The 26,277-nt window shown below is 65.3% G+C and carries 27 protein-coding genes; 10 read left to right on the forward strand and 17 right to left on the reverse strand.

Going from position 1 to position 26,277, the window contains the following annotated elements:
- Window positions 1–109: 109 nt before the first annotated feature.
- The gene (locus O6W96_RS08375) at window positions 110–940 is read right to left on the reverse strand and encodes a ferredoxin--NADP reductase (RefSeq protein ID WP_353469112.1); all 831 of its coding nucleotides are present in this window, start codon (window positions 938–940) and stop codon (window positions 110–112) included.
- Window positions 941–1,106: 166 nt separating this feature from the next.
- Between O6W96_RS08375 and uvrB the strand changes: the two genes are divergently transcribed.
- Window positions 1,107–3,305 (forward strand): excinuclease ABC subunit UvrB, encoded by a 2,199-nt coding sequence (gene uvrB / locus O6W96_RS08380; protein ID WP_332799199.1) that lies wholly within the window; start codon window positions 1,107–1,109, stop codon window positions 3,303–3,305.
- Between the two features lie 51 nt (window positions 3,306–3,356).
- Here the strand turns inward: uvrB and O6W96_RS08385 are convergent, their stop codons facing one another.
- The gene (locus O6W96_RS08385; protein WP_353469113.1) at window positions 3,357–3,734 is read right to left on the reverse strand and encodes a PRC-barrel domain-containing protein; all 378 of its coding nucleotides are present in this window, start codon (window positions 3,732–3,734) and stop codon (window positions 3,357–3,359) included.
- A 112-nt stretch (window positions 3,735–3,846) separates the two neighbouring features.
- Here O6W96_RS08385 and O6W96_RS08390 point away from each other — a divergent pair, with 112 nt between their 5' ends.
- Window positions 3,847–4,428, forward strand: a complete 582-nt coding sequence (locus tag O6W96_RS08390; RefSeq protein WP_353469114.1) for a hypothetical protein — start codon at window positions 3,847–3,849, stop codon at window positions 4,426–4,428.
- A 686-nt stretch (window positions 4,429–5,114) separates the two neighbouring features.
- Here O6W96_RS08390 and O6W96_RS08395 read toward each other — a convergent pair.
- The 5 genes from O6W96_RS08395 to O6W96_RS08415 form a co-directional block, all read right to left on the reverse strand.
- Window positions 5,115–5,600, reverse strand: a complete 486-nt coding sequence (locus O6W96_RS08395) for a DUF2501 domain-containing protein (RefSeq protein ID WP_353469115.1) — start codon at window positions 5,598–5,600, stop codon at window positions 5,115–5,117.
- A gap of 70 nt (window positions 5,601–5,670) precedes the next feature.
- Window positions 5,671–5,976: a hypothetical protein gene (locus O6W96_RS08400; protein WP_353469116.1), complete on the reverse strand. Its 306-nt coding sequence runs from the start codon at window positions 5,974–5,976 to the stop codon at window positions 5,671–5,673.
- A 95-nt stretch (window positions 5,977–6,071) separates the two neighbouring features.
- Window positions 6,072–6,296, reverse strand: a complete 225-nt coding sequence (locus O6W96_RS08405) for a hypothetical protein (RefSeq protein WP_353469117.1) — start codon at window positions 6,294–6,296, stop codon at window positions 6,072–6,074.
- Window positions 6,297–6,340: 44 nt separating this feature from the next.
- Window positions 6,341–7,858 (reverse strand): fumarate hydratase, encoded by a 1,518-nt coding sequence (locus O6W96_RS08410; RefSeq protein ID WP_353469118.1) that lies wholly within the window; start codon window positions 7,856–7,858, stop codon window positions 6,341–6,343.
- A 217-nt stretch (window positions 7,859–8,075) separates the two neighbouring features.
- A complete protein-coding gene (locus tag O6W96_RS08415; RefSeq protein WP_353469119.1) occupies window positions 8,076–8,870 on the reverse strand; it encodes a hypothetical protein in 795 nt (264 codons plus the stop codon).
- 204 nt (window positions 8,871–9,074) lie between these two features.
- Here O6W96_RS08415 and O6W96_RS08420 point away from each other — a divergent pair, with 204 nt between their 5' ends.
- Window positions 9,075–9,773: an NAD-dependent deacylase gene (locus tag O6W96_RS08420; RefSeq protein ID WP_353469120.1), complete on the forward strand. Its 699-nt coding sequence runs from the start codon at window positions 9,075–9,077 to the stop codon at window positions 9,771–9,773.
- A gap of 308 nt (window positions 9,774–10,081) precedes the next feature.
- On the opposite strand, the gene era is transcribed toward O6W96_RS08420, so the two are convergent.
- The 3 genes from era to lepB form a co-directional block, all read right to left on the reverse strand.
- A complete protein-coding gene (gene era, locus O6W96_RS08425; RefSeq protein WP_353469121.1) occupies window positions 10,082–11,005 on the reverse strand; it encodes a GTPase Era in 924 nt (307 codons plus the stop codon).
- 280 nt (window positions 11,006–11,285) lie between these two features.
- On the reverse strand, window positions 11,286–11,948 hold the full coding sequence (rnc, locus tag O6W96_RS08430; RefSeq protein WP_107954640.1) for a ribonuclease III: 663 nt from the start codon (window positions 11,946–11,948) through the stop codon (window positions 11,286–11,288).
- A complete protein-coding gene (gene lepB, locus O6W96_RS08435; protein ID WP_353469122.1) occupies window positions 11,945–12,715 on the reverse strand; it encodes a signal peptidase I in 771 nt (256 codons plus the stop codon). The genes rnc and lepB overlap by 4 nt, the downstream gene beginning before the upstream one ends.
- Before the next feature lie 179 nt (window positions 12,716–12,894).
- Here lepB and pgi point away from each other — a divergent pair, with 179 nt between their 5' ends.
- Complete coding sequence (gene pgi, locus O6W96_RS08440) at window positions 12,895–14,385, forward strand: glucose-6-phosphate isomerase (protein WP_353469123.1); 1,491 nt, start codon at window positions 12,895–12,897, stop codon at window positions 14,383–14,385.
- A gap of 162 nt (window positions 14,386–14,547) precedes the next feature.
- On the forward strand, window positions 14,548–14,925 hold the full coding sequence (locus tag O6W96_RS08445; protein ID WP_353469124.1) for a DUF4174 domain-containing protein: 378 nt from the start codon (window positions 14,548–14,550) through the stop codon (window positions 14,923–14,925).
- 2 nt (window positions 14,926–14,927) lie between these two features.
- On the opposite strand, the gene O6W96_RS08450 is transcribed toward O6W96_RS08445, so the two are convergent.
- Window positions 14,928–15,050, reverse strand: a complete 123-nt coding sequence (locus O6W96_RS08450) for a hypothetical protein (protein WP_353469125.1) — start codon at window positions 15,048–15,050, stop codon at window positions 14,928–14,930.
- A gap of 2 nt (window positions 15,051–15,052) precedes the next feature.
- Here O6W96_RS08450 and gorA point away from each other — a divergent pair, with 2 nt between their 5' ends.
- Window positions 15,053–16,408 carry a glutathione-disulfide reductase gene (gene gorA / locus O6W96_RS08455; RefSeq protein WP_353469126.1) on the forward strand — a complete coding sequence of 452 codons (1,356 nt, stop codon included), beginning with the start codon at window positions 15,053–15,055 and terminating at the stop codon, window positions 16,406–16,408.
- 76 nt (window positions 16,409–16,484) lie between these two features.
- On the opposite strand, the gene O6W96_RS08460 is transcribed toward gorA, so the two are convergent.
- Window positions 16,485–17,273, reverse strand: a complete 789-nt coding sequence (locus O6W96_RS08460; protein WP_353469127.1) for an enoyl-CoA hydratase/isomerase family protein — start codon at window positions 17,271–17,273, stop codon at window positions 16,485–16,487.
- Between the two features lie 123 nt (window positions 17,274–17,396).
- Here O6W96_RS08460 and O6W96_RS08465 point away from each other — a divergent pair, with 123 nt between their 5' ends.
- Complete coding sequence (locus tag O6W96_RS08465) at window positions 17,397–18,593, forward strand: thiolase family protein (protein WP_353469128.1); 1,197 nt, start codon at window positions 17,397–17,399, stop codon at window positions 18,591–18,593.
- A gap of 145 nt (window positions 18,594–18,738) precedes the next feature.
- A complete protein-coding gene (locus tag O6W96_RS08470) occupies window positions 18,739–19,515 on the forward strand; it encodes an SDR family NAD(P)-dependent oxidoreductase (RefSeq protein WP_353443538.1) in 777 nt (258 codons plus the stop codon).
- Between the two features lie 127 nt (window positions 19,516–19,642).
- Here the strand turns inward: O6W96_RS08470 and O6W96_RS08475 are convergent, their stop codons facing one another.
- From O6W96_RS08475 to O6W96_RS08495, 5 genes are all read right to left on the reverse strand, one after another.
- Window positions 19,643–19,867 carry a polymer-forming cytoskeletal protein gene (locus O6W96_RS08475; RefSeq protein ID WP_353469129.1) on the reverse strand — a complete coding sequence of 75 codons (225 nt, stop codon included), beginning with the start codon at window positions 19,865–19,867 and terminating at the stop codon, window positions 19,643–19,645.
- Window positions 19,868–19,873: 6 nt separating this feature from the next.
- A complete protein-coding gene (locus O6W96_RS08480) occupies window positions 19,874–21,226 on the reverse strand; it encodes a dihydrolipoamide acetyltransferase family protein (protein ID WP_353469130.1) in 1,353 nt (450 codons plus the stop codon).
- A complete protein-coding gene (locus tag O6W96_RS08485; RefSeq protein ID WP_056053047.1) occupies window positions 21,226–22,233 on the reverse strand; it encodes an alpha-ketoacid dehydrogenase subunit beta in 1,008 nt (335 codons plus the stop codon). Before O6W96_RS08485 ends, O6W96_RS08480 begins: the two co-directional genes overlap by 1 nt.
- 56 nt (window positions 22,234–22,289) lie before the next feature.
- Window positions 22,290–23,579 carry a thiamine pyrophosphate-dependent enzyme gene (locus tag O6W96_RS08490; RefSeq protein ID WP_353469389.1) on the reverse strand — a complete coding sequence of 430 codons (1,290 nt, stop codon included), beginning with the start codon at window positions 23,577–23,579 and terminating at the stop codon, window positions 22,290–22,292.
- Window positions 23,580–23,717: 138 nt separating this feature from the next.
- Window positions 23,718–24,737: a fumarylacetoacetate hydrolase family protein gene (locus O6W96_RS08495; RefSeq protein ID WP_353469131.1), complete on the reverse strand. Its 1,020-nt coding sequence runs from the start codon at window positions 24,735–24,737 to the stop codon at window positions 23,718–23,720.
- Window positions 24,738–24,912: 175 nt separating this feature from the next.
- Here O6W96_RS08495 and O6W96_RS08500 point away from each other — a divergent pair, with 175 nt between their 5' ends.
- Together O6W96_RS08500 and O6W96_RS08505 are read left to right on the forward strand one after the other, a co-directional pair.
- Window positions 24,913–25,164, forward strand: a complete 252-nt coding sequence (locus O6W96_RS08500) for a DUF6894 family protein (RefSeq protein WP_353469132.1) — start codon at window positions 24,913–24,915, stop codon at window positions 25,162–25,164.
- A gap of 180 nt (window positions 25,165–25,344) precedes the next feature.
- Window positions 25,345–26,061 carry a Crp/Fnr family transcriptional regulator gene (locus O6W96_RS08505; protein WP_353469133.1) on the forward strand — a complete coding sequence of 239 codons (717 nt, stop codon included), beginning with the start codon at window positions 25,345–25,347 and terminating at the stop codon, window positions 26,059–26,061.
- The last annotated feature ends 216 nt before the right edge of the window (window positions 26,062–26,277 follow it).

The raw sequence follows: 26,277 nt of genomic DNA on the forward strand, positions 1-26,277 counted from the left end.
AGCTGTTCCTCCGCGAAGGCGGGGGTTCAGGCCCGAACCCTCCCGGCATGCGACGGGGATGTAATCCCTGGGCCCCCGCGTTCGCGGGGGAACCCAAAGCTCAAGGCCGTCAGCCGACGAAAGCGCGCTCGATCACGAACGTACCCGGCTTCGAATTCGCGCCCTCCTCGAAGCCATTCGCCTCGAGCATCACCGCGAATTCCTTGATCATCTCGGTCGATCCACACAGCATCGCGCGGTCGGTCTCGGGGTTGAGCTTCTGGTCGCCGCGGACCGGGTGGCCGAACAGCGACGCATCCTCGATCAGCGCGCCGATCCGCCGCGTGGTGCGGAACGGCTCGCGCGTCACGGTCGGGATGTAGTGGAACTGCGTCTGCGCCTCGTCGGCGATCAGCGGGTCCTCCGAGAGCAGCCCAACCATCTCGTCATGATAAGCGAGATCGCTCACGCGGCGCACGCTGTGCACGACGATCACCTGTTCATACGCTGCGTAGACGTCGGGATCGCGCATCAGGCTGAGGAACGGCGCGAGGCCGGTGCCGGTCGAGAACATGAACAATCGCTTCCCCGGCAGCAACGCGTCGAGCACCAGCGTGCCGGTCGGCTTCTTGCCGAGATACACCTCGTCGCCGGGCTGGATCAGCTGGAGCTTCGAGGTCAGCGGGCCGTCCTCGACCTTGATCGACAGGAACTCGAGCTCTTCCGAATAATGCGGGGACGCGATCGAATAGGCGCGCATGATCGGCTTGCCGCCTTCCTGGGGGAGGCCGATCATCACGAACTCGCCTGAGCGGAAGCGGAAGGTCGACGGGCGCTCGATCGCGAAGCTGAACAGATGTTCGTTCCAGTGACGCACCCACAGCACCTTGGCGTTGAGGAACGCGGGGGTCTCGGGGATCAGCGCAGGCGCGCGGGTTGCTTCGACGGTCGGGGCGGTCATGCGTCTATTCCTTGGCCTGCGCGCGGGCGCTGGCGGATCGATGGCTTGCGAAACGGTCGCATTATGGGCGCGAGCCGGACGGGTCAACAACAGCTAAACTTGGCATCGCCCAAACAGGTCCCGTGGCCGTTGCCGACTCGAGCGATGTTCCCCATATTCCCCCTCGATGGCCATTCAGATCCGCACCAGCCTCGCCGAGCCCGAAACCGGCGACACCTTCGTGCCGCACCGCCCGACCGCGCGCCCCGACAAGGTCGAGGGCGGCAAGCGGTTCAACCTCGTCAGCGAATACGAACCCGCGGGCGACCAGCCCACCGCGATCGCCGAACTCGTCTCCGCGATCGGCGACGGCGAGAAGGACCAGGTGCTGCTCGGCGTCACCGGCTCGGGTAAGACCTTCACGATGGCCAGCGTCATCAACCGCGTCCAGCGGCCCGCGCTGATCCTGGCGCCGAACAAGATTCTCGCCGCGCAGCTTTATGGCGAGATGAAGTCGTTCTTCCCCGACAACGCGGTCGAATATTTCGTCAGCTATTACGATTATTACCAGCCCGAGGCGTATGTCGCGCGGTCGGACACGTACATCGAGAAGGAATCGTCGACCAACGAGTCGATCGACCGGATGCGGCATTCCGCCACCCGCGCGCTGCTCGAACGCGACGACGTGATCATCGTCGCGTCGGTGTCGTGCCTGTACGGCATTGGCTCGGTCGAGACCTATTCGGCAATGATCTTCGACCTCAAAAAAGGCACGACGGTCGACCAGCGCGAGATCGTGCGGAAGCTCGTCGCGCTCCAGTACAAGCGCAACGACGCGGCGTTCCAGCGCGGCAATTTCCGCGTGAAGGGCGACACGCTGGAGATCTTCCCGTCGCACTACGAGGACAGCGCGTGGCGCATCTCGTTCTTCGGCGACGATATCGAGGAGATCATCGAGTTCGATCCGCTGACCGGCAAGAAGGTCGCGTCGCTGAACTCGGTGCGCGTCTATGCGAACTCGCATTACGTGACGCCCGGCCCGACGCTCAAGCAGGCGGGCGAGGCGATCAAGCACGAGTTGGCCGAGCGGCTGAAGGAACTGGTGCTGGAGGGCAAGCTGCTGGAGGCGCAGCGGCTCGAGCAGCGCACCAACTTCGATCTTGAGATGATCGCCGCGACCGGATCCTGCGCGGGGATCGAGAATTACAGCCGCTTCCTGACCGGCCGCATGCCCGGCGAACCGCCACCCACGCTGTTCGAATATCTTCCCGACAACGCGCTGCTGTTCGTCGACGAGAGCCACGTCACGATCGGTCAGATCAACGGCATGTCGCGCGGCGATCACCGTCGCAAACTGACGCTCGCCGAATACGGCTTCCGCCTGCCGTCGGCGATCGACAACCGCCCGCTGCGCTTCAACGAATGGGACGCGATGCGGCCGCCGACGACCTATGTCTCGGCGACTCCCGGCAGTTGGGAAATGGAGCAGACCGGCGGCGTGTTCGCTGAACAGGTCATCCGCCCAACCGGGCTGATCGATCCGCCCGTCGAGATCAAGCCGGTCGAGGAACAGGTCCAGGACCTGATCGTCGAGGTCGGCAAGACCACCGCGCTAGGATACCGTACGCTGGTCACCACGCTGACCAAGCGGATGGCGGAGGACCTGACCGAATACATGCACGAGGCGGGGATCAAGGTCCGCTATATGCACAGCGACGTCGAGACGCTGGAGCGGATCGAATTGATCCGCGACCTGCGGCTCGGCGTGTACGACGTCCTGATCGGCATTAACCTGTTGCGTGAGGGATTGGACATCCCCGAGTGCGGGCTGGTCGCGATCCTCGATGCGGACAAGGAGGGCTTCCTGCGCTCCGAAACGTCGCTGATCCAGACGATCGGTCGCGCCGCGCGCAACGTCGACGGCCGCGTGATCCTGTACGCCGACCGCGTCACCGGATCGATGGAGCGCGCGATGAACGAAACGTCGCGCCGCCGCGAGAAACAGGTCGCGTACAATACCGAGCACGGCATCACCCCGACGACGATCCGCCGCAACATCGGCGACATCATCGCGCATGTCGCAAGCCAGGATCAGGTGACGATCCCGATCGACGAAGACCGCCCGCACATGGTCGGCCACAACCTCCGCGCGTATATCGAGGATCTCGAGAAGCAGATGCGCAAGGCGGCGAGCGATCTGGAGTTCGAGACCGCCGGGCGACTGCGCGACGAAATCCGCCAGCTGGAGAACGAGGAACTCGGCCTGCCGGTCGACCAGCAGAAGGCGCCGGTCATGGGGCGGTCCAACGAGGGCAAGCCCGGCACGCGCAAAACGCGTTACGGCAAGAGCCAGAAAATGCGGATGGGGGGTTCGCGATCGCGGTGATCGCGGACGGCACCGGTGCGGGCAACTTACCCGCACCGGTCGAAATGTAGCTTAGCCGACGACGAGGTCCTCCCTGCTCGACCCGTAATAGCTTGCGACGCGGTCGGCATAGGCCTGGTCGAATACCGGTGCGTTGTTCGCCCAGCTCGGGCCGCCCTCGAGGACGCGCTTGTCGATCGTGACGACGTAAAGGTCGCGGACGGCGTCGAACTGGAGAAGGGCGAATGGCAGCGGGTAGAAGCTCTTGCCCATGCCGAGGAAGCCGCCGAGGCTGAGGACGGCGTGGGTGACGCGGCCGGTGCCCTTGTGGACCATGAACGCGTGGACCGAGCCGACATTGTCGCCGTCGCGGCTCTCGACCTTCATCGTGCCGGAGATGTTCGACTGGACGAGCAGCTGGGTGGGCGTCTGGGCGGCGGTATCGGACATGGACGTTCTCCTGATTTCTTCCGTCGTTGAACCGGTATCACCGTGCGGCGGTTCCCGCCGGGCGCGCTTCGTCGTACTTGAGCGACCGCCGGGCGTGCCGCATAGCGATGCGATGCGCACTCCGTCCCCTCACCTCGTCGGCTTGCGATCGCTTGCCCGCCCTCTCGTCCTAGCGCGGCTTGCCGGTCTGGCGACGCTCGCGTCGATCGCGGGCTGCGTGCCGCCGCCGCGCGCGGAAGCTCCGCCCCCGCCGCGCACCGTGGCCCCGGCGCCTGTTCCCGCGCCGCGTCCGGTACCTATTGCGGCGGACTGGCGCGACTGGCCGTATTCGCCGGGGACTTGGGTGTATCGCCGGGATGCGCGCGGTTCGATCGCTTTGTTCGGGCCAGCCAATGCCGACGCGTCGCTGACGGTGCGGTGCGACACTACGACGCGCCAGGTATATCTGTCGCGCGCGGGCAGTACGCCGACGCCGCTGACGATCCGCACGTCGAGCGTGACGCGCGCCGTGTCCGTACAGCCGACCGGAGGCACGCCGCCTTATGTCGCGGCCTCACTGATGCCGAACGATTCGTTGCTGGAAGCGATGGGGTTCAGTCGCGGGCGGTTCGTCGTCCAGCAAGCCGGACTGCCGCCACTGGTGGTGCCCGCCTGGGCCGAGATCGAGCGCGTCACCGAGGATTGCCGCGGCTGATTTCGACGAACCGGCAGTCGGACAGGATTGCCCGAAAACTTCCGTAAAACAAGGCTTGTATCGCAGGCGCGGTCGGCACACATTGGCGTTGCGGTCAGGCTTGGCCGCGTTGTTTCAACAAGCGAAAGGAGGTGATCCGATGTCTCATGGTTCAGCAGTGAGTTCGGTTCGGTTCGTTCGGGGGACGCACCGCTAACGCCGCCGACATGCGTGGGGAGTATCCTCTCCCAGTCAACGCGTGTGTCATAGGATAGGTGGTACGCATGGTCCTCCGGGCTGGAGCTCTCCGGCCGCTGACCATGTCAGGAGGCTGTCGGTTCGTCGTGAAACGATCCGGCAGCCTCTTTTCGTTTGTGGGAACTACGGGGCGTGTTGGCATGCTGCGCTCGGGGGCAAACCCATTGCCCGGCCCGCGCCGCCTGATGTGGGGCCAATTCCAGACTGCACCGCACTACGTACTTGATCGATTAAGTTTTGCGGCATTGAGTGGCCGAAACTATCCAGATATTTCGAAACGTTTGGCACGCCGCCGTCCGTGACAGATCGGAGGGGCAGCGCACATCCTTGTTCTCCCGCGAAGGCGGGAGCCCAGTCTGGATCCCCGCCTTCGCGGGGAAACATGCTGGTCCAGGTACACACGGCTGCGCTTTGCCCCGTAGAGGCGTCGGCTGCCCAAGACCGCCGCCCTACAGGAACGACTTCGCCCGGTTGAGGACGATGCTGCACATCCGCGTCTTCACCTGCCCGCCGAGGTCGTCGAGTGAAAACGCCTGGCCGTTCGGCGCCTGCACTTCGCCATCCTGTCCCGCAGCATAGCCCGGCGACGTCTGTACACCCTGTCGCCCGGTCAGTCGCTGGAGGATCGACTGCGCGCCGGTGGCCGGGGCCTTCGCGCTGCCCGCTCGCGACGCGGCATTCCGCCCGCCGGTTAAGGCGCCAAATGCACTGCCTTGCCCGAGCAGATTGTTCTTCAGGCAATAGCCGAGCAACCCGGCAGCATTGCCCGCGCCGATCGATCCGACGTTCGGCAACGCGCCACCTAGCAGACCGCCGAGTCCCCCGAGGCTGCCCAGGCCACCCTCAGTCGACGCCGATTGTGGCGCAGTGGTCTGGGCCGAGGCCGTAGTCGCGAGGGCGAAGGCTGCGACGAGGGCGATTGCGGTCTTGGGCATGATGAGCGTGCTCCGATAAGGTCGTATTACCAACAGGACTGGCCCGGGTGCGTTCCGGGCTCGGCTTCGTTCAGCCGCCCGCGAAGAACGCGTCGACCGATCCGCGCTTGGCGCTCAACGCAGCCGCGACCCGTTGTCGGGCATCATAATATACCAGCGCCGACGCGCCCGGATCGCTCTTGCGAAGGCGTGCGGCCTCCGCGTCCGTCAGGCTGCTTTCGCGCGCGACATGATCCGCATACCCCTCCTGCTGCCAGGTCGGGAGCATAGCACTGCGCACTTCGCCAAGATGGTTGGCTATCATGATGTGCGTCGTCTCGTGCGCGATCACGCCGGACGGCGTCCGGGTACCACCGATCGCACGACCGTTCGTCACTCGGTTGGCAGCGACGTGCTGTGGTTGAAAACGATCGCCGAACCGAAGGGCCGGCGAAAAGCAAAGGCGCCCGACGATTGGATCGCCAAAAGGCGTCACCGCCAGCCACCGTCCGTCAGGAACAGCGACCGATCGAACGGGCCGGTGTAGATCGGACTGGCGTGCAGCAACCCTTCCGCGCGTGCCAGTTCGCTGCCGATCCGCGGATCGATCGGACGCTCGGCATAGACCGTGACGGTGCCGATCCGCTGCCCATACGGAAACGCTAGCAACTGAGGCGCGTGGACGACTGCGACGGCAAGCAGAAGGAGGATGGCCACGACCCACCGGACTGGCGCCTGCCCCCTTCTGCCCGCGCGGGTCTTCATGCCGGCGTCAGCAAGCCTTCGCGCGCGATCTTCTCGCGCCACACCAGCGGTGCGAGCTGGTGGACGTTCTCGCCCGCGGAATCGACCGCGACCGTCACCGGGAAATCGCTGACCTCGAACTCATAGATCGCTTCCATGCCGAGATCGGCAAAGCCAACGACCTTCGATCCCTTGATCGCGCGCGCGACCAGATACGCCGCCCCGCCGACCGCCATCAGATACGCGGACTTGGCCTCTGCGATCGCCTTGGTCGCATCGCCCCCGCGCTCCGCCTTGCCGACCATCGCCAGCAGGCCCTGGTCCAGCATCATCCGCGTGAACTTGTCCATCCGCGTCGCCGTGGTGGGCCCCGCAGGTCCGACGACTTCCTCGCCGACCGGATCGACCGGGCCAACGTAATAGATCACGCGACCCTTGAAATCGACCGGCAGCGGCTCGCCCGCATCGAGCATATCCTTGATCCGCTTGTGCGCCGCATCGCGCCCGGTCAGCATCTTGCCGTTGAGCAGCAGGCGGTCGCCGTGCTTCCAGGTCTGCACGATTTCGGGCGTCAGCGTGTCGAGATCGACGCGGATCGCGGCCTTGTCGGGCGTCCAGTTGACGTCGGGCCATTCCTCCAGCTTCGGCGCTTCCAGATACACCGGGCCCGAGCCGTCGAGCACGAAATGCGCGTGGCGGGTGGCGGCGCAGTTCGGGATCATCGCCACCGGCTTCGACGCGGCATGCGTCGGCCAGTCGAAGATCTTCACGTCGAGGATAGTCGAAAGCCCACCAAGCCCCTGCGCGCCGATGCCGAGCGCGTTGACCTTGTCGTAGATCTCGATCCGCAGCGCCTCGATATCGTTTTTCGGCCCGCGCGCCTTCAGCTGCGCCATGTCGATCGAGCCCATCAGCGACTGCTTGGCGAGGATCATCGACTTCTCGGCAGTGCCGCCGATGCCGATCCCGAGCATGCCGGGCGGGCACCAGCCCGCACCCATCTGCGGAATCATCTCGAGCACCCAATCGACGATCGAGTCGCTGGGGTTCATCATCTTGAACTTCGACTTGTTCTCGCTGCCGCCGCCCTTCGCCGCGACGTCGATCGAGACGGTGTTGCCGGGCACCATCTCGACATGCATCACGCTTGGCGTGTTGTCCTTGGTGTTGCGACGCGTAAAGGCGGGGTCGGCGAGGATCGACGCACGCAGCTTGTTCTCGGGGTTGAGATAGGCTTTCCGCACGCCCTCATCGACGACCTCCTGCAAGCTGCGGGTCGACTCGAGGCGACAATCCTGGCCCCATTTGACGAAGATCGTGACGATGCCGGTGTCCTGGCAGATCGGGCGGTGGCCCTCGGCGCACATCCGGCTGTTGGTCAGGATCTGCGCGATCGCATCCTTGGCGGCGGGGCTCTGTTCGGCCTCGTACGCGACGCCCAGCGCGCGGATGTAATCCATCGGGTGGTAGTAGCTGATGAACTGGAGTGCGTCGGCGACGCTTTCGATCAGGTCGGCTTCGGTGATGACGGTCATGCAGCGCCTTTACGGATACAGGTTTGCAAGCGTCTTAGCGGCGATCGCGTGATTTTTGAAGACGGGGTCGTCGCGGTGATCGGGGCGCAAACGGCCAAAGGTTACGACAAGGTCACGCCTACGTGCCCTCGCGTATCCGGTGCCGCCAAACGGAAAAGGCCGGGATGGCCTTCGCGCCACCCCGACTTTTTCTAATTATCTCAAAGTATTAGTGGGATTACATCGGTGGCGTCAGGCCGTCCTTGCCGACGGCGACCGACTTGGCGCCCTTGGAGTCGGTCGCAACGATCGCGAACAGCTTCTGGCCCTTGGCGAGGACCGTGCGCTGGGCCGGCTCGAACCGGACGATCGGCGTGCCGACGGGAACGACGACCTGTGCCTTGCCGCCCTTGTACGAGATGCTCAGCTTGGTCTCGCCGGGCTTGCCTGCCCCGCCGGTAACGGTGCCGTTAGTCATGCCGCTCTGCTGCGCGACCGTGCCGTTCGTCATCGCGCTCTGGCCATCGACGGTGCCGTTGGTCATCGCGCTCTGCCCGTCGACGGTGCCGTTGGTCATTGCGCTCGACCCGCTCGTGCCGCCGCCCGCAGCCGCGACCGCGCCGGGGACGTCCCAGGGATAATGACCCTCGCCGGTGCCGCGCATCGCCTCGGGGAAGATGACCAGTTCGACCGCGCGCAGCGCGTTGTCGGGACCAGTCGTCGCCGTACCGATGAAATCGCCGTCCTTCAGCGTCGACAGGTCGGACTTCACCACCCAGGCGAACTTGGTGTTGGCGTCGAGCGGCACGGTGGCCGACTTGCCGTCATAGGTCTGGACGGTCAGCGCGTCGGTGCCGATCGCGGTGATGACGCCGCGGACGCGGTTTACGGCCGGGGTCGCACTCGTCGCGGCGCTGGTGTTGCCCATGGCGATGTTTGCGGTCGTGGTGTTGGAGTCCGTCGAAGTCGTCTGACCACAGCCGCCAAGGACCGCAACCACACCGCTCAGCAGCATCAGCTTTTTCGTCAACATCGCATCGAATCCTTCGAGTATCGGAGCGCGCGATGCCGCAACGGCCTCGGCGATCGGGTTTTCAGCGGCCAAGGTGGCTTGGTCGGTGTAGCTCAACGCTGGGAGACGGCAACCGGGCGCATCGCGCTATCCCGTACGCAGATGGACGGAATCTCGACGCAACGGCCACTATCCGGACCACGACGCACGGCGTAGATCGTCGCGATGCAGGATATCAGGAATATCGTCGTTCTGACCGGGGCGGGCATTTCAGCGGAAAGCGGGATCGCGACGTTTCGCGGACCGGGTGGCTTGTGGGAAGGGCACCGTGTCGAAGACGTCTGCACACCCGAGGCGCTCGCGGCGGATCCGGAACTGGTGCACCGGTTCTACGATCTGCGGCGCGCGGCTCTGGCGACGGTCGAGCCAAACGCCGCGCATCGGGCGCTTGCGCGGTTGGATGCGGCTTGGGAGGGCGAGTTGCTGATCGTCACGCAGAATGTCGATAACCTGCACGAGCGGGCGGGCGCGACGCGGATGCTGCACATGCATGGGGAATTACTGTCGGCCTTGTGTGCCGTTTGCGGTGCGCGTGAGGCTTGGACGGGGGCTTTGCCGGAGGGATCGGTTTGCGGCGCGTGCGGGGCTGCGGCGTTGCGGCCGGACATCGTGTTCTTTGGCGAGATGCCGTACCAGATAGAGCGGATCGAGGCCGCGCTGGCGAAGGCGGATCTGTTCGTGTCGATCGGGACTTCGGGGGCGGTTTATCCGGCGGCGGGGTTCGTGCAGACCGCGGCGTATCACGGGGCGCGGACGCTGGAGCTGAACCTCGACCCTTCGATGGGGAGCGTGTTCTTCGAGCAGACGCGGATCGGTGCGGCGGGGGTGCTGGTGCCGGCCTGGGTCGAGGAGGTTCTGTCCTAAGCTTGTTCCCCCGCGAAGGCGGGGGCCCAGGCTGGCCCCCGCCTTCGTGGGGGAACATGCTTCTCTTAAGCGGACGCTACGCCACATCGCCCCCCCGGCGAAGGCCGGGGTCCAATTGGAGAGGTCGCAGTAACTACGCACTGCCCACCGTTATGGGCGTCCCCCAATTGGGCCCCGGCCTTCGCCGGGGTGGTGGTGGGTTGGCGACTTCAGCGCGCCTCGTGAGCGACGGAAGATTTGTTCTCCCGCGAAGGCGGGAGTCCAGTCTGGGCCCCCGCCTTCGCGGGGGAACATCCTCCCGATTGAGGTCAGTCGACCCAGTCTAGGCCCATGTCGCGGTAGACTTCGCGGTCTTCGTCCCAGCCGGGTTTGACCTTTACGTGCAGGTATAGGTGGACGGGCTTGCCGGTGATCGAGGCGAGTTCGATGCGGGAGCGGGCGCCGATTTCCTTGATGCGGACGCCGCCCTTGCCGAGCACGATCGCGCGCTGGGTGGGGCGTTCGACGAGGATCTGCTGGTGGATCTCCAACGAGCCGTCCTGGCGTTCGATATACTGCTCGGTCTCGATCGTGCTCGCATAGGGCAGTTCGGCGTGGAGCTGGAGATAGAGCTGCTCGCGCGTGACTTCGGAGGCCAGTGCGCGCTCGGTCGAGTCGGAGACCTGGTCCTCGGGATAGTGCCACGGGCCTTCGGGCATCGCCTTCGCCAGCTGCGTCTTGAAGTGAGCGAGGCCGTCGCCGGTGCCGGCGCTGATGAAGAACGTTTCGGCGAAGGGTAGCAGTGCGTTGAGTTTTTCGGCGTGGATCAACAACTTGGTCTTGTCAGCGAGGTCGACCTTGTTGAGGATCAGCCAGATCGGCTCGGTGCGGCCGACCAGCGATTCGACGATCGTGGTGACCTTGCCGCCGATCCCGCCCTTGGCATCGACCACCAGCGCGATGATGTCGGAGCCCTCCGCGCCACCCCAGGCGGCGGCGACCATCGCGCGGTCGAAGCGGCGCTTGGGCTCGAAGATGCCGGGGGTGTCGACGAGCAGGATCTGCGTGTCGCCCTCGATCGCGACGCCCATCAGCTTCGCGCGCGTCGTTTGTGCCTTGGGGCTGACGATCGCGACCTTCTGGCCGACGAGCGCGTTGACGAGCGTCGACTTGCCCGCGTTCGGCGCGCCGACGATGGCGACTAGGCCGCAATGCTTCGGGGCAGGGATTTCAGGGGTGGTAGGTTCGGTCACTTAGGCTCTTTTCGGCATCGGGATATTTGGAGGCGGTCATACAGACAAAACGCCCTCGCGTCATTCCCGCCGAACTGCGGCCCTGCCCGTCGTTGCGCGGTTCACAGTTTAAGAAAGAGAAGTTGGTTCACGCGGAGACGCGGAGCCGCGGAGATGGTGTGCATGGGGCTAGCGCCGTCTGCGATCATGCGCCGCCGATTATCTCGGAGGCGTTCGGGCACGACCGGAGTTCCAACCGCATCACCTCCGCGGCTCCGCGGCTCCGCGTGAACCATTCTTCTTAGCCGAGCTTCTCGAGCAGCGCCTTGGCCGCGGCGGTTTCGGCTTCTTGTTTGCTGGAGCCCGTCGCGGTGGCTTCGGCAAGCTTGCCGACCGAGACCAGCATCGTGAATTTGGGGGCGTGGCCGGGGCCGGTGCGTTCGACGATGGTGTATTCGGGGGGCTTGCGGTTGTGGGCGGCGGCCCATTCCTGGAGTGCGGACTTAGGGTGCTGTGGGGCTTTCGCACCGGCTTGGACACGGTCCCCCCAGGCGCCGCGGACGAAGGCGCGGGCGGCGTCGAGGCCGGCTTCCTGGTACCAGGCGCCGATCAGTGCCTCCATCACGTCGCCGAGCACGTTGTCGCTGTCGCTGGCGCCGTCGTCGCGCGCCTGTTTGCCGAGTTTGAGATGCGCGCGGACGCCGAGTTCTCGCGCGACGTCGGCGCAGACCGGGCCGGTGACGAGTGCGTTGAGGCGCTTCGACAGCGAGCCCTCGGGGTCGGTGGCGAATAGCTCGTAGAGCCACTCGGCGATGATCAGGCCGAGGACGCGGTCGCCCAAGAACTCGAGACGCTCGTAGTTCGCTGCGGCCTGGCTACCGTGCGTCAGCGCGCGCTCATAGGGGGCGAGGTTGGTCGGTGCGCGGCCGAAGAGCGTCTTCAGCCAGCCGGCGAGGTCGCTCAAAAGCCTTCCCCGATACGGCTCCAGCGCGCGGCACTGACCCAGGTCCACGGCTTCAGCCATTCGGCATCGCCGTCGGTCGAGAAGAAGTTGACGACCGCCTTGCCCTCGACGTTTTCGAGCGGGACGTAGCCCATGCCCTGCGGTGCGGGGAAGCGGCTGTCGCCACTGTCGTCGCGGTTGTCGCCCATCACGAAGATGTGGCCGGCGGGGATCGTGTAGAGCCCGGTGTCGTCGCGGTCGGGGAGTTCGGCCTGGTCGAGGACTTCGTAGCTGCGGCCGCCCGGAAGCGTTTCACGGAAGCGGGGGTAGCGGCAGATCTGGACGTTTGCGACGACGTCAACGAACGGCGCGCCGCATTTCTCGGCGTTGAAGTTCTCGGTCAGCGGGATCGTGAAGTCGGCGATGCGGAGCTTCGGGATTGCCTTGCCGTTGAGGTAGACGGTGCCCTGGCGCATCTGGACGGTCTCGCCGGGGAGGCCAATGACGCGCTTGATGACGTCGTGGTCGAGCACTTCGGGCGCGCGGAAGACGACGACGTCGCCGCGGGTCGGCGTGCTGCCGAAGATGCGGCCGGGGATTAGCGGCACGCCGGCGGGGAGCGACCAGCGCGAATAGCCGTAGTTCCACTTCGAGACGAAGAGATAGTCGCCGATCAGCAGCCGGGGGAGCATCGATTCGGACGGGATGCTGAACGGCGCGAAGATGAAGCTGCGCAGGATCAGCACGACCAGAGCGAGCTTCAGCAGGAAGCGGAACGTTTCGCCCATTTCAGAACGGGGCGTCTCAGAGCGCTTGGGTTTGGTCTTAACGTCATTTGCCATGTGCGCGGGTTTGCGCAGACCGCGCCTATCGTCAAGCGTGTGCGGGATACGTGTCACCGAAAGAGCGTTGTCGCGGTCTCGCGCTTGCAGCATGACCGGCGCGCACGTCTATTCGGAGAAGTAGCATGACCGCCGACTGGTCCAAGATCGAAGCCCTGCCCGCCACCAAGCTGACCGACCTGTTCGCAGCGGACTCGGAGCGCCTCTCGAAGCTGAGCCTCGATGTCGCGGGGATCCACTTCGACTGGTCGAAGACGCATCTGACGACGGACATGGTCACCGCGTTCGAGGAGATGACGAAGGTGCAGGACCTGTCGGGCAAGCGCCAGGCGCTGTTCTCGGGCGAGGTCGTCAACGTCACTGAGGGCCGCGCTGTCGAGCACACTGCCGAGCGCGGCGAGGGCAAGCCCGAGAGCGTCGCGATCGCGCAGGCGAGCCACGCGCGGATGCGGACGCTGATCGATGCGATCGAGGCCGAGGCGCTAGGTCCGGTGCGGCATATCCTGCACGTCGGGATTGGTGGCTCGGCGCTGGGGCCGCAGTTGCTGGTCGATGCGCTGGGGCGTGACGACAAAAGGTACGACGTGGCGATCGTCGCCAATGTCGATGGCGTTGCGCTGGAGGACGTGTTCGCGAAGTTCGATCCGGCGGCGACGTTGCTCGTGGTCGCGTCGAAGACCTTCACCACGACCGAGACGCTGATGAACGCCGAAAGCGTGCTGCAGTGGATGACCGAGCATAATGTCGAGGACCCGTATGGCCGCGTGATCGCGCTGACCGCGTCCCCTGAGAAGGCGATGGAATGGGGCGTCGACGAGACGCGCATCCTGCCGTTCGCGGAGAGCGTCGGTGGGCGGTATTCGCTGTGGTCGACGATCGGGTTTCCGGCAGCGATCGCGCTGGGCTGGGACCGGTTCGAGGAACTACTCGAGGGTGCGGCCGAGATGGATCGGCATTTCCGGCTTTCGGCGCTGCATGAGAACGCGCCGGCGCTCGCGGCGTTCGCCGACCTGTATTACACGCAGATCCGCCATGCCGAGACGCGTGCGCCGTTCGCGTATGACGAGCGGTTGCGGTTGCTGCCGAGCTATCTTCAGCAGCTTGAGATGGAGTCGAACGGCAAGTCGGTGACGGTCGACGGGCAGCCGCTCGGGCGTCCTTCGGCGGCGATCACCTGGGGTGGGGTTGGCACCGAGGCGCAGCACGCGGTGTTCCAGTTGCTCCACCAGGGCACGCATCTCGTGCCGGTCGAGTTCATCGCGGTGATCGAGCCGGGCGATACGCTGCCCGAGGAGCATCACCGGGCGCTGTTGCTGAATGCATTTGCGCAGGGTGCTGCGTTGATGGCGGGCAAGCAGGTCGAGGATCCGGCGCGGAGCTATTCGGGCGATCGGCCGTCGTCGACGTTGCTGCTCGACGATTTGGATGCGCGGACGCTGGGCGCGTTGATCGCGTTCTACGAGCACCGGGTGTTCGTGAACGGGGTACTGCTGGGGATCAACTCGTTCGACCAGTTCGGGGTGGAGCTGGGGAAGGAAATGGCGAAGGCCGCGGAGAAGGGCGGGCAGACGTTCGATCCCTCGACGGACGACCTGATCAAGCGCGCTTTTGGGTAATTCCGAGAGGAAACCTCTTTCTTGTTCCCCCGCGAAGGCGGGGGCCCAGGATACCACGCACAGCGTTTGTGATCCTGGGCTCCCGCCTTCGCGGGAGAACTAGAGGGCGCGGGAGAACTAAAGGGCGCGGGAGAACTGGAGAGGCTGAGGCGTTACATTCTCATGCCTCTACTTCTTGCCATCGCGCTCGCAGCCTCTCCTACCGTTGCACAGATGAAGTGGGAACGGCGGATATTGATTGTCTCCGCCGCAACCGCGGGAGACGCGGAGCTTGCCGAACAACGCCGCATCCTTGCTGCGTGGAAAACCAACGCCTCCGCCCGCGATCTCACTATCGTGGAAATCGTTGGGGACACGGTTCGCGGCGCAGGCGACCCAGCCGCAGCGCTCCGCCGCAAATACCACCTCCCAGCTACCTTCACCGCCATCCTCATTGGCAAGGACGGCGGCGAGAAACTGCGTAGCGCCAAGCCCTTCCCCGCCGCCGCGCTGGAGGCGACGATAGACGCGATGCCGATGCGCAAGGCGGGGCAGCGATAGGCTCAGCCGATCAGCGTGATCGCCGCGCCGGGGTTGCCGCCTCGCGCCCCCTGCCCCAGATGGCATGCAAAGCCGCTCGCCAGCGGCACGCGACCTGCGAGGACTGCCCGTGACCGAGACCACATCCGTGACCGACACCCAATTCGACTATGACCTGTTCGTCATCGGCGCAGGCTCGGGTGGCACGCGTGCATCGCGCGTCGCCGCCGCGCACGGCGCGCGCGTCGCGGTCGCCGAGGAATACCGGGTCGGCGGGACCTGCGTCATCCGCGGGTGCGTGCCGAAGAAGCTGCTGATCTACGGCGCGCATTTCGCCGAGGACCTGAAGGACGCGAAACGCTTCGGCTGGCAGGTGCCCGACGATTGTGCGTTCAGTTGGCCGACGCTGCGCGACAACGTCATGGAGGAGGTAGACCGGATCAACGGCGCCTACACGACCACGCTCCAGAACAATCACGTCGACATCATCCACCAGCGTGCGGTCGTCTCCGGCCGCAACGAAGTCACGCTCGCTGACGGCACCACGAAGACCGCCGCGAAGATCCTGATCGCGGTCGGCGCGCATCCGCTGGTGCCCAAGTTCCCCGGTGCCGAGCACGGCATCACCTCGAACGAGGTCTTCCACCTCGACGACGTGCCGAAGCGCGTGCTGATCGCGGGCGCGGGCTATATCGCCAACGAGTTCGCCGGGATCTTCCACCAGTTCGGGTCGCACGTGACGCTGGTCAACCGGACCGATGTGATCCTGCGCGGCTATGACGAGTCGATCCGCGACCGGCTGCTTCAGATATCGATGAGCAAGGGCATCGACTTTCGCTTCAACGCCACTTTCGAGAGCATTGAGAAGGATTCGGACGGCTGCCTGACGGTCAAAATGAGCGGGCACGAGCCGATCGTCGTCGACCTCGTGATGTTCGCGACCGGTCGTTTGCCTAATACGAAGGGCTTGGGGCTCGATACCGCGAACGTAGAGATGGACGCGGCTGGCGCGGTGATCGTCGACGAGGACAACAGGTCGAACTGCGACTCGATCTTCGCGGTCGGCGACGTCACCAATCGGATCCAGCTGACCCCGGTCGCGATCCGCGAGGGGCAGGCGTTTGCCGACACGTTCTTCGGCGGTAAGCCAACCCGCGTTGATTACGCTAACGTGCCCGCCGCGGTGTTCAGCCATCCGCCGATGGCTGGTGTCGGGATGACAGAGTCGCAGGCGCGCGAAGCACTAGGCTCGGTACGGGTGTATTCTAGCGACTTCCGGCCGATGAAGAACGTGCTGGCGGGCCGCAACGAGCGGTCGCTGTACAAGATGATCTGCGATGGCGAGACCGACCGGGTGGTCGGCATCCACATGATCGGGCCGGATTGTCCGGAGATCCTGCAATCGGCTGCGGTGGCGGTGAAGGCCGGGCTTACAAAGGCCGATTTCGACGCGACGGTCGCGCTGCATCCAACGATGGCGGAAGAGCTTGTCTTGATGAAGTAAGGGCGGTTCCGCTTCGAGCTTGTTCTACCGCGAAGGCAGTAACCCAGTCTGGGCCCCCGCCTTCGCGGGGGAACAATCAGGTGCCGGTAAAATTGCCCGGACGGCGCTCGCTGACCGCACGGACGCCTTCAGCGAAGTCGTCGGTCTTCTGCAACCAGGCTTGTTCGGCGAGTTCGTGATCGGTCTGTGACTGGACCAACGCGAACAAGTCTCCGCGCATCGTCTTGCGTGTCGAGCCGACCGCCAGTGGCGCGCCTGCCGCTATTTCCTTTGCGAGCGACAGCGCTTCAGCGCGCAACTGGTCCGCAGGTACTACCGCGTCCGCCAGCCCCCAGGACTCCGCTTGCTCGGCTCGGATACGACGCGCGGTCAGGGCCATCAGCAGCGCGCGCTGGCGACCGATGACGCGTTCCAGTACCGCGGAGATCCCGAAACCGGGGTGGAAACCGATCTGGACGAAGTTGGCGACGAACTTCGCGTCGGGCGAAGTCACGCGGAAATCGGCGACGAGCGCGAGGCCGAGCCCTGCCCCGACCGCTGCACCCTGGATCGCGGCGACGACCGGCGTCTCGACGGCGAACAGCTTCGCGGCGGCGACGTAGAACGGGTTGCGCTCGCCCCCCGCCCGGTCCGCAGCGACCGGATTGGCGTTGACGAGGTCCGCTCCCGCGCAAAACACTCTGCCCTCGGATTGCAGGATGATCGCGCGCACGTCGCGGTCGGCATCCGCGGCGGCGAACGCAGCCCCGGTCGCCTCGATCAGCGCGAGATCGGCGAAGTTGTACGGCGGCCGCGCGAACGTGACGATCGCGACGTGCCCGTCGCGGGTGACGTCGACGCCGTTTGTGCGAGCCTGATCGATCATTGCATTCTCCTCGAAGCGGCCTCGATATCCGCCCGCGTGCGCGCCGGATAGCGTCAAAGCACTTTCAAACGATCGTGCCACCGCCTAGATCATCTGCATACCCGACCCTCGAAAGGTTCCAGCATGCGTGAAGCCGCCATCGTCTCGACCGCCCGTACCGCTATCGGCAAGGCGTATCGCGGCGCGTTCAATGCGACCGAGGCACCGGTGCTGGCGGGGCACGTGATGAACGCGGTGGTCGAGCGCGCCGGGATCGATCCGACGCGGATCGACGAGGTGTTCTGGGGTGTCGGCAATCAATGGGGCACGCAAGGGGGGAATGCCGGGCGGATGGCGATATTCGCGGGCGGGCTGCCGGAGTCGGTGCCGGCGTTTACGCTCGATCGGAAGTGCGGATCGGGCCTGACCGCGGTGGCGCTCGCGGCGCGGACGATCATGTGCGACGAGGCGGATGTTGCGCTGGCGGGCGGGATGGAGTCGATCAGCTACACCGTGACGAAGGACGCGCCGCGGTTCGTCAACGCCAGCGTCGTGGCGAAGGAGCCTGCGGCGTATATCCCGATGATCGAGACCGCCGAGATCGTCGCGGAGAAATACGGTATCAGCCGTGAAGCGCAGGACGAGTATGCCGCGATGAGCCAGCAGCGTGCCGCTGCCGGACTGGCGAGCGGAGCGTTTGCCGAGGAAATCGTGCCGATCACGGTCGAGAAGGCGCTCTACGACAAGCAGGGCGCGCATGCCGGAAGCGAGAGCGTCACCCTGTCGCAGGACGAGGGCATTCGCGCGGGGACGACGCTGGAAGGATTGCGCGGGCTGAAGACGGTGTGGCCGGGCGGCGAGTTCTCGGGGCCGGGATCCAGCGTGACTGCGGGTAATGCGAGCCAGTTGTCAGACGGGGCATCTGCGCAACTACTGATGGATCGCAAGACCGCGGAGGCCGAGGGCAAGGACATCCTCGGCATCTACCGCGGGTTTCAGGCGGCGGGGTGCAGCCCGGCGGAGATGGGAATCGGGCCGATCTTTGCGATCCCGAAACTGCTCGAGCGGGCGGGGTTGTCGGTCGGTGACATCGGCCTGTGGGAGCTGAACGAGGCGTTCGCGTCGCAGTGCCTGTATTGCCGCGATTTTCTCGGGATCGATCCGGAGAAGTATAACGTCAACGGCGGCGCGATCGCGGTCGGGCATCCGTTCGGGATGACGGGCTCGCGGCTGGTCGGGCATGCGCTGATCGAGGGACGCAAACGCGGGGTGCGCTATGTTGTCGTGTCGATGTGCACTGCGGGGGGCATGGGCGCGGCGGGGTTGTTCGAGATCGTTTGACGCGCCCGCCAACGTGGCGTGCCCTCACCCTTCCCACGGCGAAGACGCCGCGGGCCCCTTCCCTCTCCCCCGACGGGAGAGGGGGTTGTTGCCAAGACCTTGGCGGCGGCGCAGGTTCGCGGCTTCTCGGATGGGGATGCGGGCTATGACGACGGCATTGATCACCGGCGCATCGGCGGGGTTGGGCGAAGGCTTTGCGCGGGCGCTTGCGGCCGAGGGCAATGCGCTGATCCTGACGGCGCGTCGGGTCGATCGGTTGGAGGCGCTGGCGGCCGAACTGCGTGCGGCGCACGGCGTCACGGTGCATGTATTTGCTGCCGACCTTGCGGATCAGGCTGGTCCGGACACGCTCATTGCTGCCATCGCAGCCGCCGCGTTGCCGATCGACATACTCGTCAACAATGCCGGGTTCGGTGCGCGGGGTGATTTCGCGGAGCTCGATAGCGCGCTGCAACTGGGCATGATCGACCTCAATTGCCGTGCGCTGGTGGCGCTGACGCATGCCGTGCTGCCGCAGATGATCGCGCGTGGATCGGGCGGGATCCTCAACCTTGCCTCGGTCGCGTCGTTCCAGCCGGGGCCGTGGATGGCGGTCTATTATGCGAGCAAGGCGTTCGTGCTGAGCTTTTCCGAAGCGCTGCACGAGGAGGTGAAGGGCAAGGGCGTGCGTGTGGCGGCGCTGTGCCCCGGGCCGACGCGGACCGAGTTCGCCGATGTGGCGGGGCTTGGCGATACCGCGCTGTTCGAGCGATTGGCGAGCGATCCGGCGGCGGTGGTGCGTGACGGGTTGGCGGCGCTGGCCGCAAACCGCGCGGTGAAGGTGTCGGGTGCGCTGAACTTCGCGATGGCCGAGGGGATACGGTTTACGCCACGGAGTCTTGCGCGACGGATCGCGGGGTCTTTGCAGAAGGCTCGCGGGTGACTCGGGTTGAGGGGGCCTGAACATCGGCCTCGCTTGCCGCCCCCTCCGTCAGGCTTTGCCTGCCACCTCCCCCTGGCGGGGGAGGATTGTGTTGGCACTTCACTTGTAGGGTGTGGGCTCTCAGCGGTTAGCGGCTGACCATGCCGGTTACGGTTATCTGCCCGCCACGATCGACGATCTCGCCGTCGACCATGCCGCTGATCAGCACCGTCGCGCCAGGTTCGACGATCAGCGTACCGTCGATCATCCCGGCGATCTCGGCGGTGGCGCCGGCCGGGACGACCGCGGTGCCGTCGAGCATGCCCTCGAATTTACCCTCGATCGTCAGGTCTCCGCGGTGCATGCCCTTCATGCTCGCTCAGTCGGCGAAGAGCAGGACGGGGGTCTCGAGGTACTTCTTGAGACCCTGGACGAAGCTTGCCGCGTCCCAGCCGTCGACAACGCGGTGGTCGCAGCTGATCGACAGGTTCATCAGCTTGGCGCGAACCACCTCGTCGCCTTTGAAGACCGGACGCTCGACGATCTTGTTGGGGCCGATGATCGCGACTTCGGGGCGGTTGATCACCGGGGTCGTCGCGATGCCGCCGAGCGGGCCGAGCGAGGTTACCGTGATCGTGCCGCCGCCCATCTCGCTGGGCGCGAGCTTGCCGGCGCGCGCGGCTTCGGCAAGGCGCGTGATCTCGGTCGCGAGCTGCCAGACGTTGCGGTCCTGTGCGTCGCGGATCACGGGGACAGTTAGGCCGGCGTCGGTCTGCGCGGCCATGCCGAGGTGGATTGCGCCGTGGCGGGTAACCACGCCCGCTTCGTCGTCGTAGCGCGCGTTGAGCATCGGGAAGTCGGGGATCGTCTTGCAGATCGCGACGATCATCAGCGGCAGCATGGTGAGCTTGGGGCGGCCGCCGCGGTTGGCGTTGAGGTCGGCGCGCATCGCCTCCAAAGCGGTGACGTCGATCTCGTCGACATAGGTGAAGTGCGGGATCGCGCGCTTCGACGCGGCCATGTTCTCGGCGATGCGACGGCGCATGCCGATGACCTTGATGGGCTGGTCTTGGCGAGCGCGTGAGGCGTGCGGGGGGTGGTAGCCTTCGCCCGAGCCGTAGCGGAGGTAGGCGTCGAGGTCGGCGTGGCGGACGCGGTCGGAGTCGGTCTTTACCGAGGCGAGGTCGATGCCGAGATCGCGTGCGCGGGCGCGGACTGCGGGGGATGCGAGCGCGTGCGCCACGGATGCAGCGGTCTGCGGCTCATTCCCCCCCGGCGAAGGCCGGGGTCCAAGTGGAGAGGTCGTCGTAACGTCGGACTGCGCTTCGTTACCGACACCTCCCAATTGGACCCCGGCCTCCGCCGGGGGGGTGGATGTAGCTGCGTCGACTACCTCTTCGACGCCGGGGTTCTCGGCTTCGTATTGTTCGGCGGTTTCGGCCTGGGCCGACGTCGGCGGCGCGGCGACGACTTCGTCCGCGGCATCCACTGCGTCCGTCTCGATCACCACCAGCGCGGCGCCGATCGACACCTGGTCGCCGACTTCGCCCGCGAGTTCGACGACGACACCGGTCACCGGCGATTCCATCTCGACGGTGGCCTTGTCGGTCATCATGTCGGCGATCGGCGAATCCTCTTCGACTCGGTCGCCGATGGCGACGTGCCATGCGACGATCTCGGCCTCGGAGATGCCTTCGCCGATGTCCGGCAGCTTGAAGGTGAAGCGGGCCATTATGCGTCCTTCATGATCTTTTTCAGGGCTTCGCCGATGCGGACCGGCCCCGGGAAATACGCCCATTCGAGGCTGTGCGGGTACGGCGTGTCGAACCCGGTCACGCGCTCGATCGGCGCCTCGAGATGGTAGAAACAGCGTTCCTGGACGATCGCCGACAGCTCAGCGCCGAAGCCGCTGGTGCGAGTCGCCTCGTGGACGATCATGCAGCGGCCGGTCTTCTTCACCGACGCCTCGATCGTCTCGATATCGAGCGGCACGAGCGTCCGCAGGTCGACGATCTCGGCGTCGATTCCGGCCTCGGCGACGACGGCCGCGCAGACATGGACCATCGTGCCATAGGCGAGGATGGTGAGCGCCTCGCCCGCGCGGACGATCTTCGCCTTGCCGAGCTCGATCTTGTAATAGCCGGTCGGGACTTCGCCGGCCGGATGCTTCGACCAGTTCTGCGAGGGGCGATCCCAATAGCCGTCGAACGGGCCGTTATAGATGCGCTTGGGTTCGAAGAAGAGCGTCGGATCATTGTCCTCGATCGCGGCGATCAGCAGGCCCTTCGCGTCATAGGGCGTCGACGGGATCACCGTCTTGATGCCCGACATGTGGGTGAAGAGCCCCTCCGGCGACTGGCTGTGCGTCTGGCCGCCGAAGATGCCGCCGCCGAACGGCGAGCGCACCGTGATCGGCGAAGTGAACTCGCCGGCGGAGCGGTAGCGCAGGCGTGCGGCTTCGGACACGAGCTGGTCGAGCGCGGGGTAGATGTAGTCGGCGAACTGGATCTCGGGGACGGGGCGCAGGCCGTACGCGCCCATGCCGACGGCGACGCCGATGATGCCGCATTCGGTGATCGGGGTGTCGAACACGCGGGTCTTGCCGTGCTTGGCCTGGAGCCCGGCGGTCGCGCGGAAGACGCCACCGAAATAGCCGACGTCCTCGCCCATGACGATCACGTCGGGGTCGCGCTCCATCATGATGTCCATGGCGGAGTTGATCGCCTGGATCATGTTCATGCGGGTGGTGGGTTCGGCGTCCGTTGCCTCGGACTCGGGTGCTTGCGTCATGTCGCTCATGCCTTGCGATCCCATGGACGGCCGCTGGCCGTTTCCTCGTCGAGCATCTGCTGACGCTGCTCCTTCAGATGCCACGGCAGTTCCTCGAACACGCCGTCGAACAGCGACTCGAGCGGCTGGTGGAGGCCGTGGCCGAGGATGCCGTTCTTCTCGGCCTCCTTCTGCGCGGCCTTCACCTGCTCGGCGAGTTCCTTGTCTTGCGCGGCGTGACGCTCGTCGTCCCATTCACCAATCGCGATGAGGTGGTCCTTCAAGCGCTTGATCGGATCGCCGAGCGGCCAGGCGTTGGGCTCGCCCTCACTGCGGTACTGGCCGGGATCGTCCGAGGTTGAATGGCCTTCCGCGCGGTAGGTGAAGTGCTCGATCAACGTCGGCCCCTGGTTGGTCCGCGCGCGTTCGGCGGCCCATTCGGTCGCGGCGTAGACGGCGAGCGCGTCGTTGCCGTCGACCCGCAGCCCGGCGATCCCGTAGCCGACCGCGCGTGCCGCAAAGGTCGTCGCCTCGGCGCCGGCGAACCCGGAAAAGCTGGAAATCGCCCACTGGTTGTTGACGACGTTGAAGATCACCGGCGCGCGGTAGACCGCGGCGAAGGTGCATGCCGAGTGAAAGTCGCCCTCCGCGGTCGAGCCCTCGCCGCACCAGGTCGCGGCGATCCGCGTGTCGCCCTTGGCCGCCGACGCCATCGCCCAGCCCACCGCTTGCGGATACTGCGTGGTGAGGTTGCCCGAGATCGAGAAGAACCCGGCTTCCTTGACCGAGTACATGATCGGCAACTGCTTGCCGCCGAGCCGATCAGCCGTGTTCGAATAGATCTGGTTCATCATGTCGACGAGGCTCCAGCCCCGCGCGATCAGCAGCCCCTGCTGGCGGTACGAGGGGAAGCACATGTCCTCGTAATCGAGCGCGTACGCCGCCGCGACTGCGACCGCCTCCTCACCAAGCGCCTTCATGTAGAAGCTGGTCTTGCCCTGACGCTGGGCGCGGAACATGCGTTCGTCGAATGCGCGGAGCAGCGCCATGCTGCGCAACATGCGGCGCATCACGTCGGGCGACAGCTTTGGGTCCCAAGGGCCGACCGCGTTGCCTTCGTCGTCGAGTACGCGAACTAGCGTGTATGCCAGATCGGTGAAGTCGGAGGCTTTATCGGCGGTGTCGGGGCGGCGCGCTTCGCCGGCGAGCGGCACGTCGACTTCGGCGAAGTCCACCGCGTCGCCGGGGCGGAACTTCGGCTCGGGGATATGCAGCGTAAGTGGCTGCAAATTGGCGCGCGGATGCTCGCTTGCCATCGTCATTCCATCTCCATGAGGCCGCTGTGACCGCGGAACACTCTTACCGAGGCTTGTTATTAAATTTCAACGCAGATTGCGAGGGGGAGTTGCGCATTCACGATGTGCCGCACGGATTTTTCTCCCCCTGTGCTGGAATTAGCCGCCGACAGTCTGCTCGATCACGCCAAAGATCGGATGGCGCTTGTCGTCCTCTGCCCAGATCCGGACGACGTCACCTTGTTTGAGGAACGGCGTGACGGGCTTGCCACCTTGGATCGTCTCGATCGTCCGCACTTCGGCGAGACAGGAATAGCCGACGCCGCCCTCCGCGACCGCCTTGCCGGGGCCACCATCGGGGCCGCGGTTCGAGACGGTGCCCGAACCGACGATCGTTCCCGCGCCGAGCTTCCGTGTCTTGGCGGCGTGCGCGACAAGCGTACCGAAGTCGAACGTCATGTCCTCGCCGGCCTCGGCGCGACCGAGTGGCTGGCCGTTGAGGTCGACCATCAGCTTGCGGTGCAGCTTGCCGTCCTTCCACCAGTCGCCAAGCGAGTCAGGGGTGACGAAGACCGGCGAGAACGCGCTGGCCGGCTTAGACTGGAAGAAGCCGAAGCCCTTGCCGAGTTCGCCGGGAATCAGGTTGCGCAAGCTCACGTCGTTGGTCAGCCCGACCAGCAGGATCGCCGCCAGCGCCTCATCGCGACTCGCGCCCATCGGCACGTCGCCGGTGACGACGACGATCTCGCCTTCCATGTCGCAGCCCCAGGCTTCGTCGGCGAGCGGGATCGGATCGCGGGGCCCGAGGAACCCGTCCGAGCCGCCCTGGTACATCAGCGGGTCGTGCCAGAAGCTGTCGGGCATCTCCGCCGCGCGCGCCTGTCGCACGAGCGCAACATGATTCACGTAAGCCGAGCCATCCGCCCACTGATACGCACGCGGCAACGGCGACTCGGCGTCGTGCTCGTGAAAACGCCGCATCGGAATCATCTCGTGCTCGAGATCGGTCGACAGATTCTTCAGGTCGACCGACACCCGCTCCCAGTCATCCAGTGCGGATTGCAGCGTCGGCGCGATATGCCCCGCGTCCGCGTACCAAGCGAGATCGTTCGAGACCACGACGAGCGTGCCGTCTCGTCCCCGCGTCGCATCGGGATGCTTCAGACTGGCCAGTTTCATATGCTGATCCTCTCCATATTTTCCTGACTCCTACGCCTTAGTCCCGACGCAAGTCGAGCATTCAGGTTGCACAGCCCAGATGATCAAGGGGCGACCCCAAAGCTGATTTTAGTAAGGGCGGAAGCTGCGCCCCCGCAGTATGCACGATGCCACCCCCGGATCGAGGATATCAAGCATGCCCAGATACTTCTTCGATATCGACAACCATGAGCGTTATGTCGACGACGAGGGCACGGTGCTGACAAACGCCGACGAGGCCCGTGTGCAGGCGGTGATATTCGCAGGAGACTATCTCCGCGAACATCCAGACCTCGTCCGCAACGGAAGCCGTTTCAGCGTCGCCGTCCGGGACGAGAGCGGCACGATCCTGTTGAACGTGGTGGTGACGGCTAGCGAGCCCGTTGACGCAGGCTTCTCACCGCCCTGAAAGCTGAGATCCGCGCATTTCATATCGCGTATATGCAGTTTTCATAACAACATGGGTTTTGTCCGCGAACTCAATCCTGGGATAAGGCCGAGTCCGATCCTTCGCGCTATCTCAATGGGGGTGACAGCGAGGGGAATGCTCCTGCCCGGGATGCGGAGCGTGCACGTGGATATCTCCACCGTGAGTGATCAGTTGGTTCGAAAGTTCGCGTCGCGGGTGGCGATGAGTGCTGCCGATTGCGCATTGGTAGCCGGTTTGCCGTTCAAGGTGCGGACGATCGATGCGTCGACCTACATGCTGCGCGAGGGTCAGCGTCCGACGCGGTGCGCGTTCATCATCGAAGGGCTTGCCTATCGCCAGAAGCTCACGCCCAACGGCGAGCGCGAGATCGTGTCGATCATCATGCCCGGCGAATTCGTCGACCTGCAGAACCTGTTTCTGGAGGAATCGGATCATGACATCCAGGCGCTGACGCGACTGACTCTGGCCGAAGTGCCGATTAGCACGTTGCGCGAACTGATCGTGTCCTGCCCCGCCGCCGGTCATGCCTTGTGGGTCGACGCGCTGATCGAATCGTCGATCCACCGCGAGTGGCTGTTGAACGTCGGTCGTCGCAACGCGCGGACCCGGCTTGCGCATCTGCTCTGCGAGTTTTCCGTGCGGTTCCGTAAATCGGCGGGTAACGACATGGCGTATGAGTTGCCGATGACTCAGGAACAGCTCGGCGATGCGCTCGGGCTGACGCCGGTCCACGTCAACCGCGTGCTGAAGTCGCTCGAATCAGCGGGCTTGATAGCCCGCAAAAAGCGGCAGGTCAGTGTGATCGACTGGCCCGGCCTGCGCGACACCGCGGAGTTCAACGAACGCTATCTGCATCTGAACCAGACGCGGATCTGACCCCGAACCGGGAACGCGACCGAAACGGGCGCTCGCGCACGTTGACTTTTGGCGCGCTTTGCTGCAGGTGCGCTCTATCGAGGCGTAATGCAGCGTGATTGGACCCTAGCCGGTCTTAGCTCCGCCTCGGTCGTTTCCAACGGGCTTCCCTTTTCACGCGGGGTGTCAAAACACCACCGCCCCTCGCGCGTCCTTGTGTGGATTCGCGAGCCCGGC

The sequence above is a fragment of the Sphingomonas faeni genome (assembly GCF_040407495.1).
Classification (GTDB): domain Bacteria; phylum Pseudomonadota; class Alphaproteobacteria; order Sphingomonadales; family Sphingomonadaceae; genus Sphingomonas; species Sphingomonas faeni_D.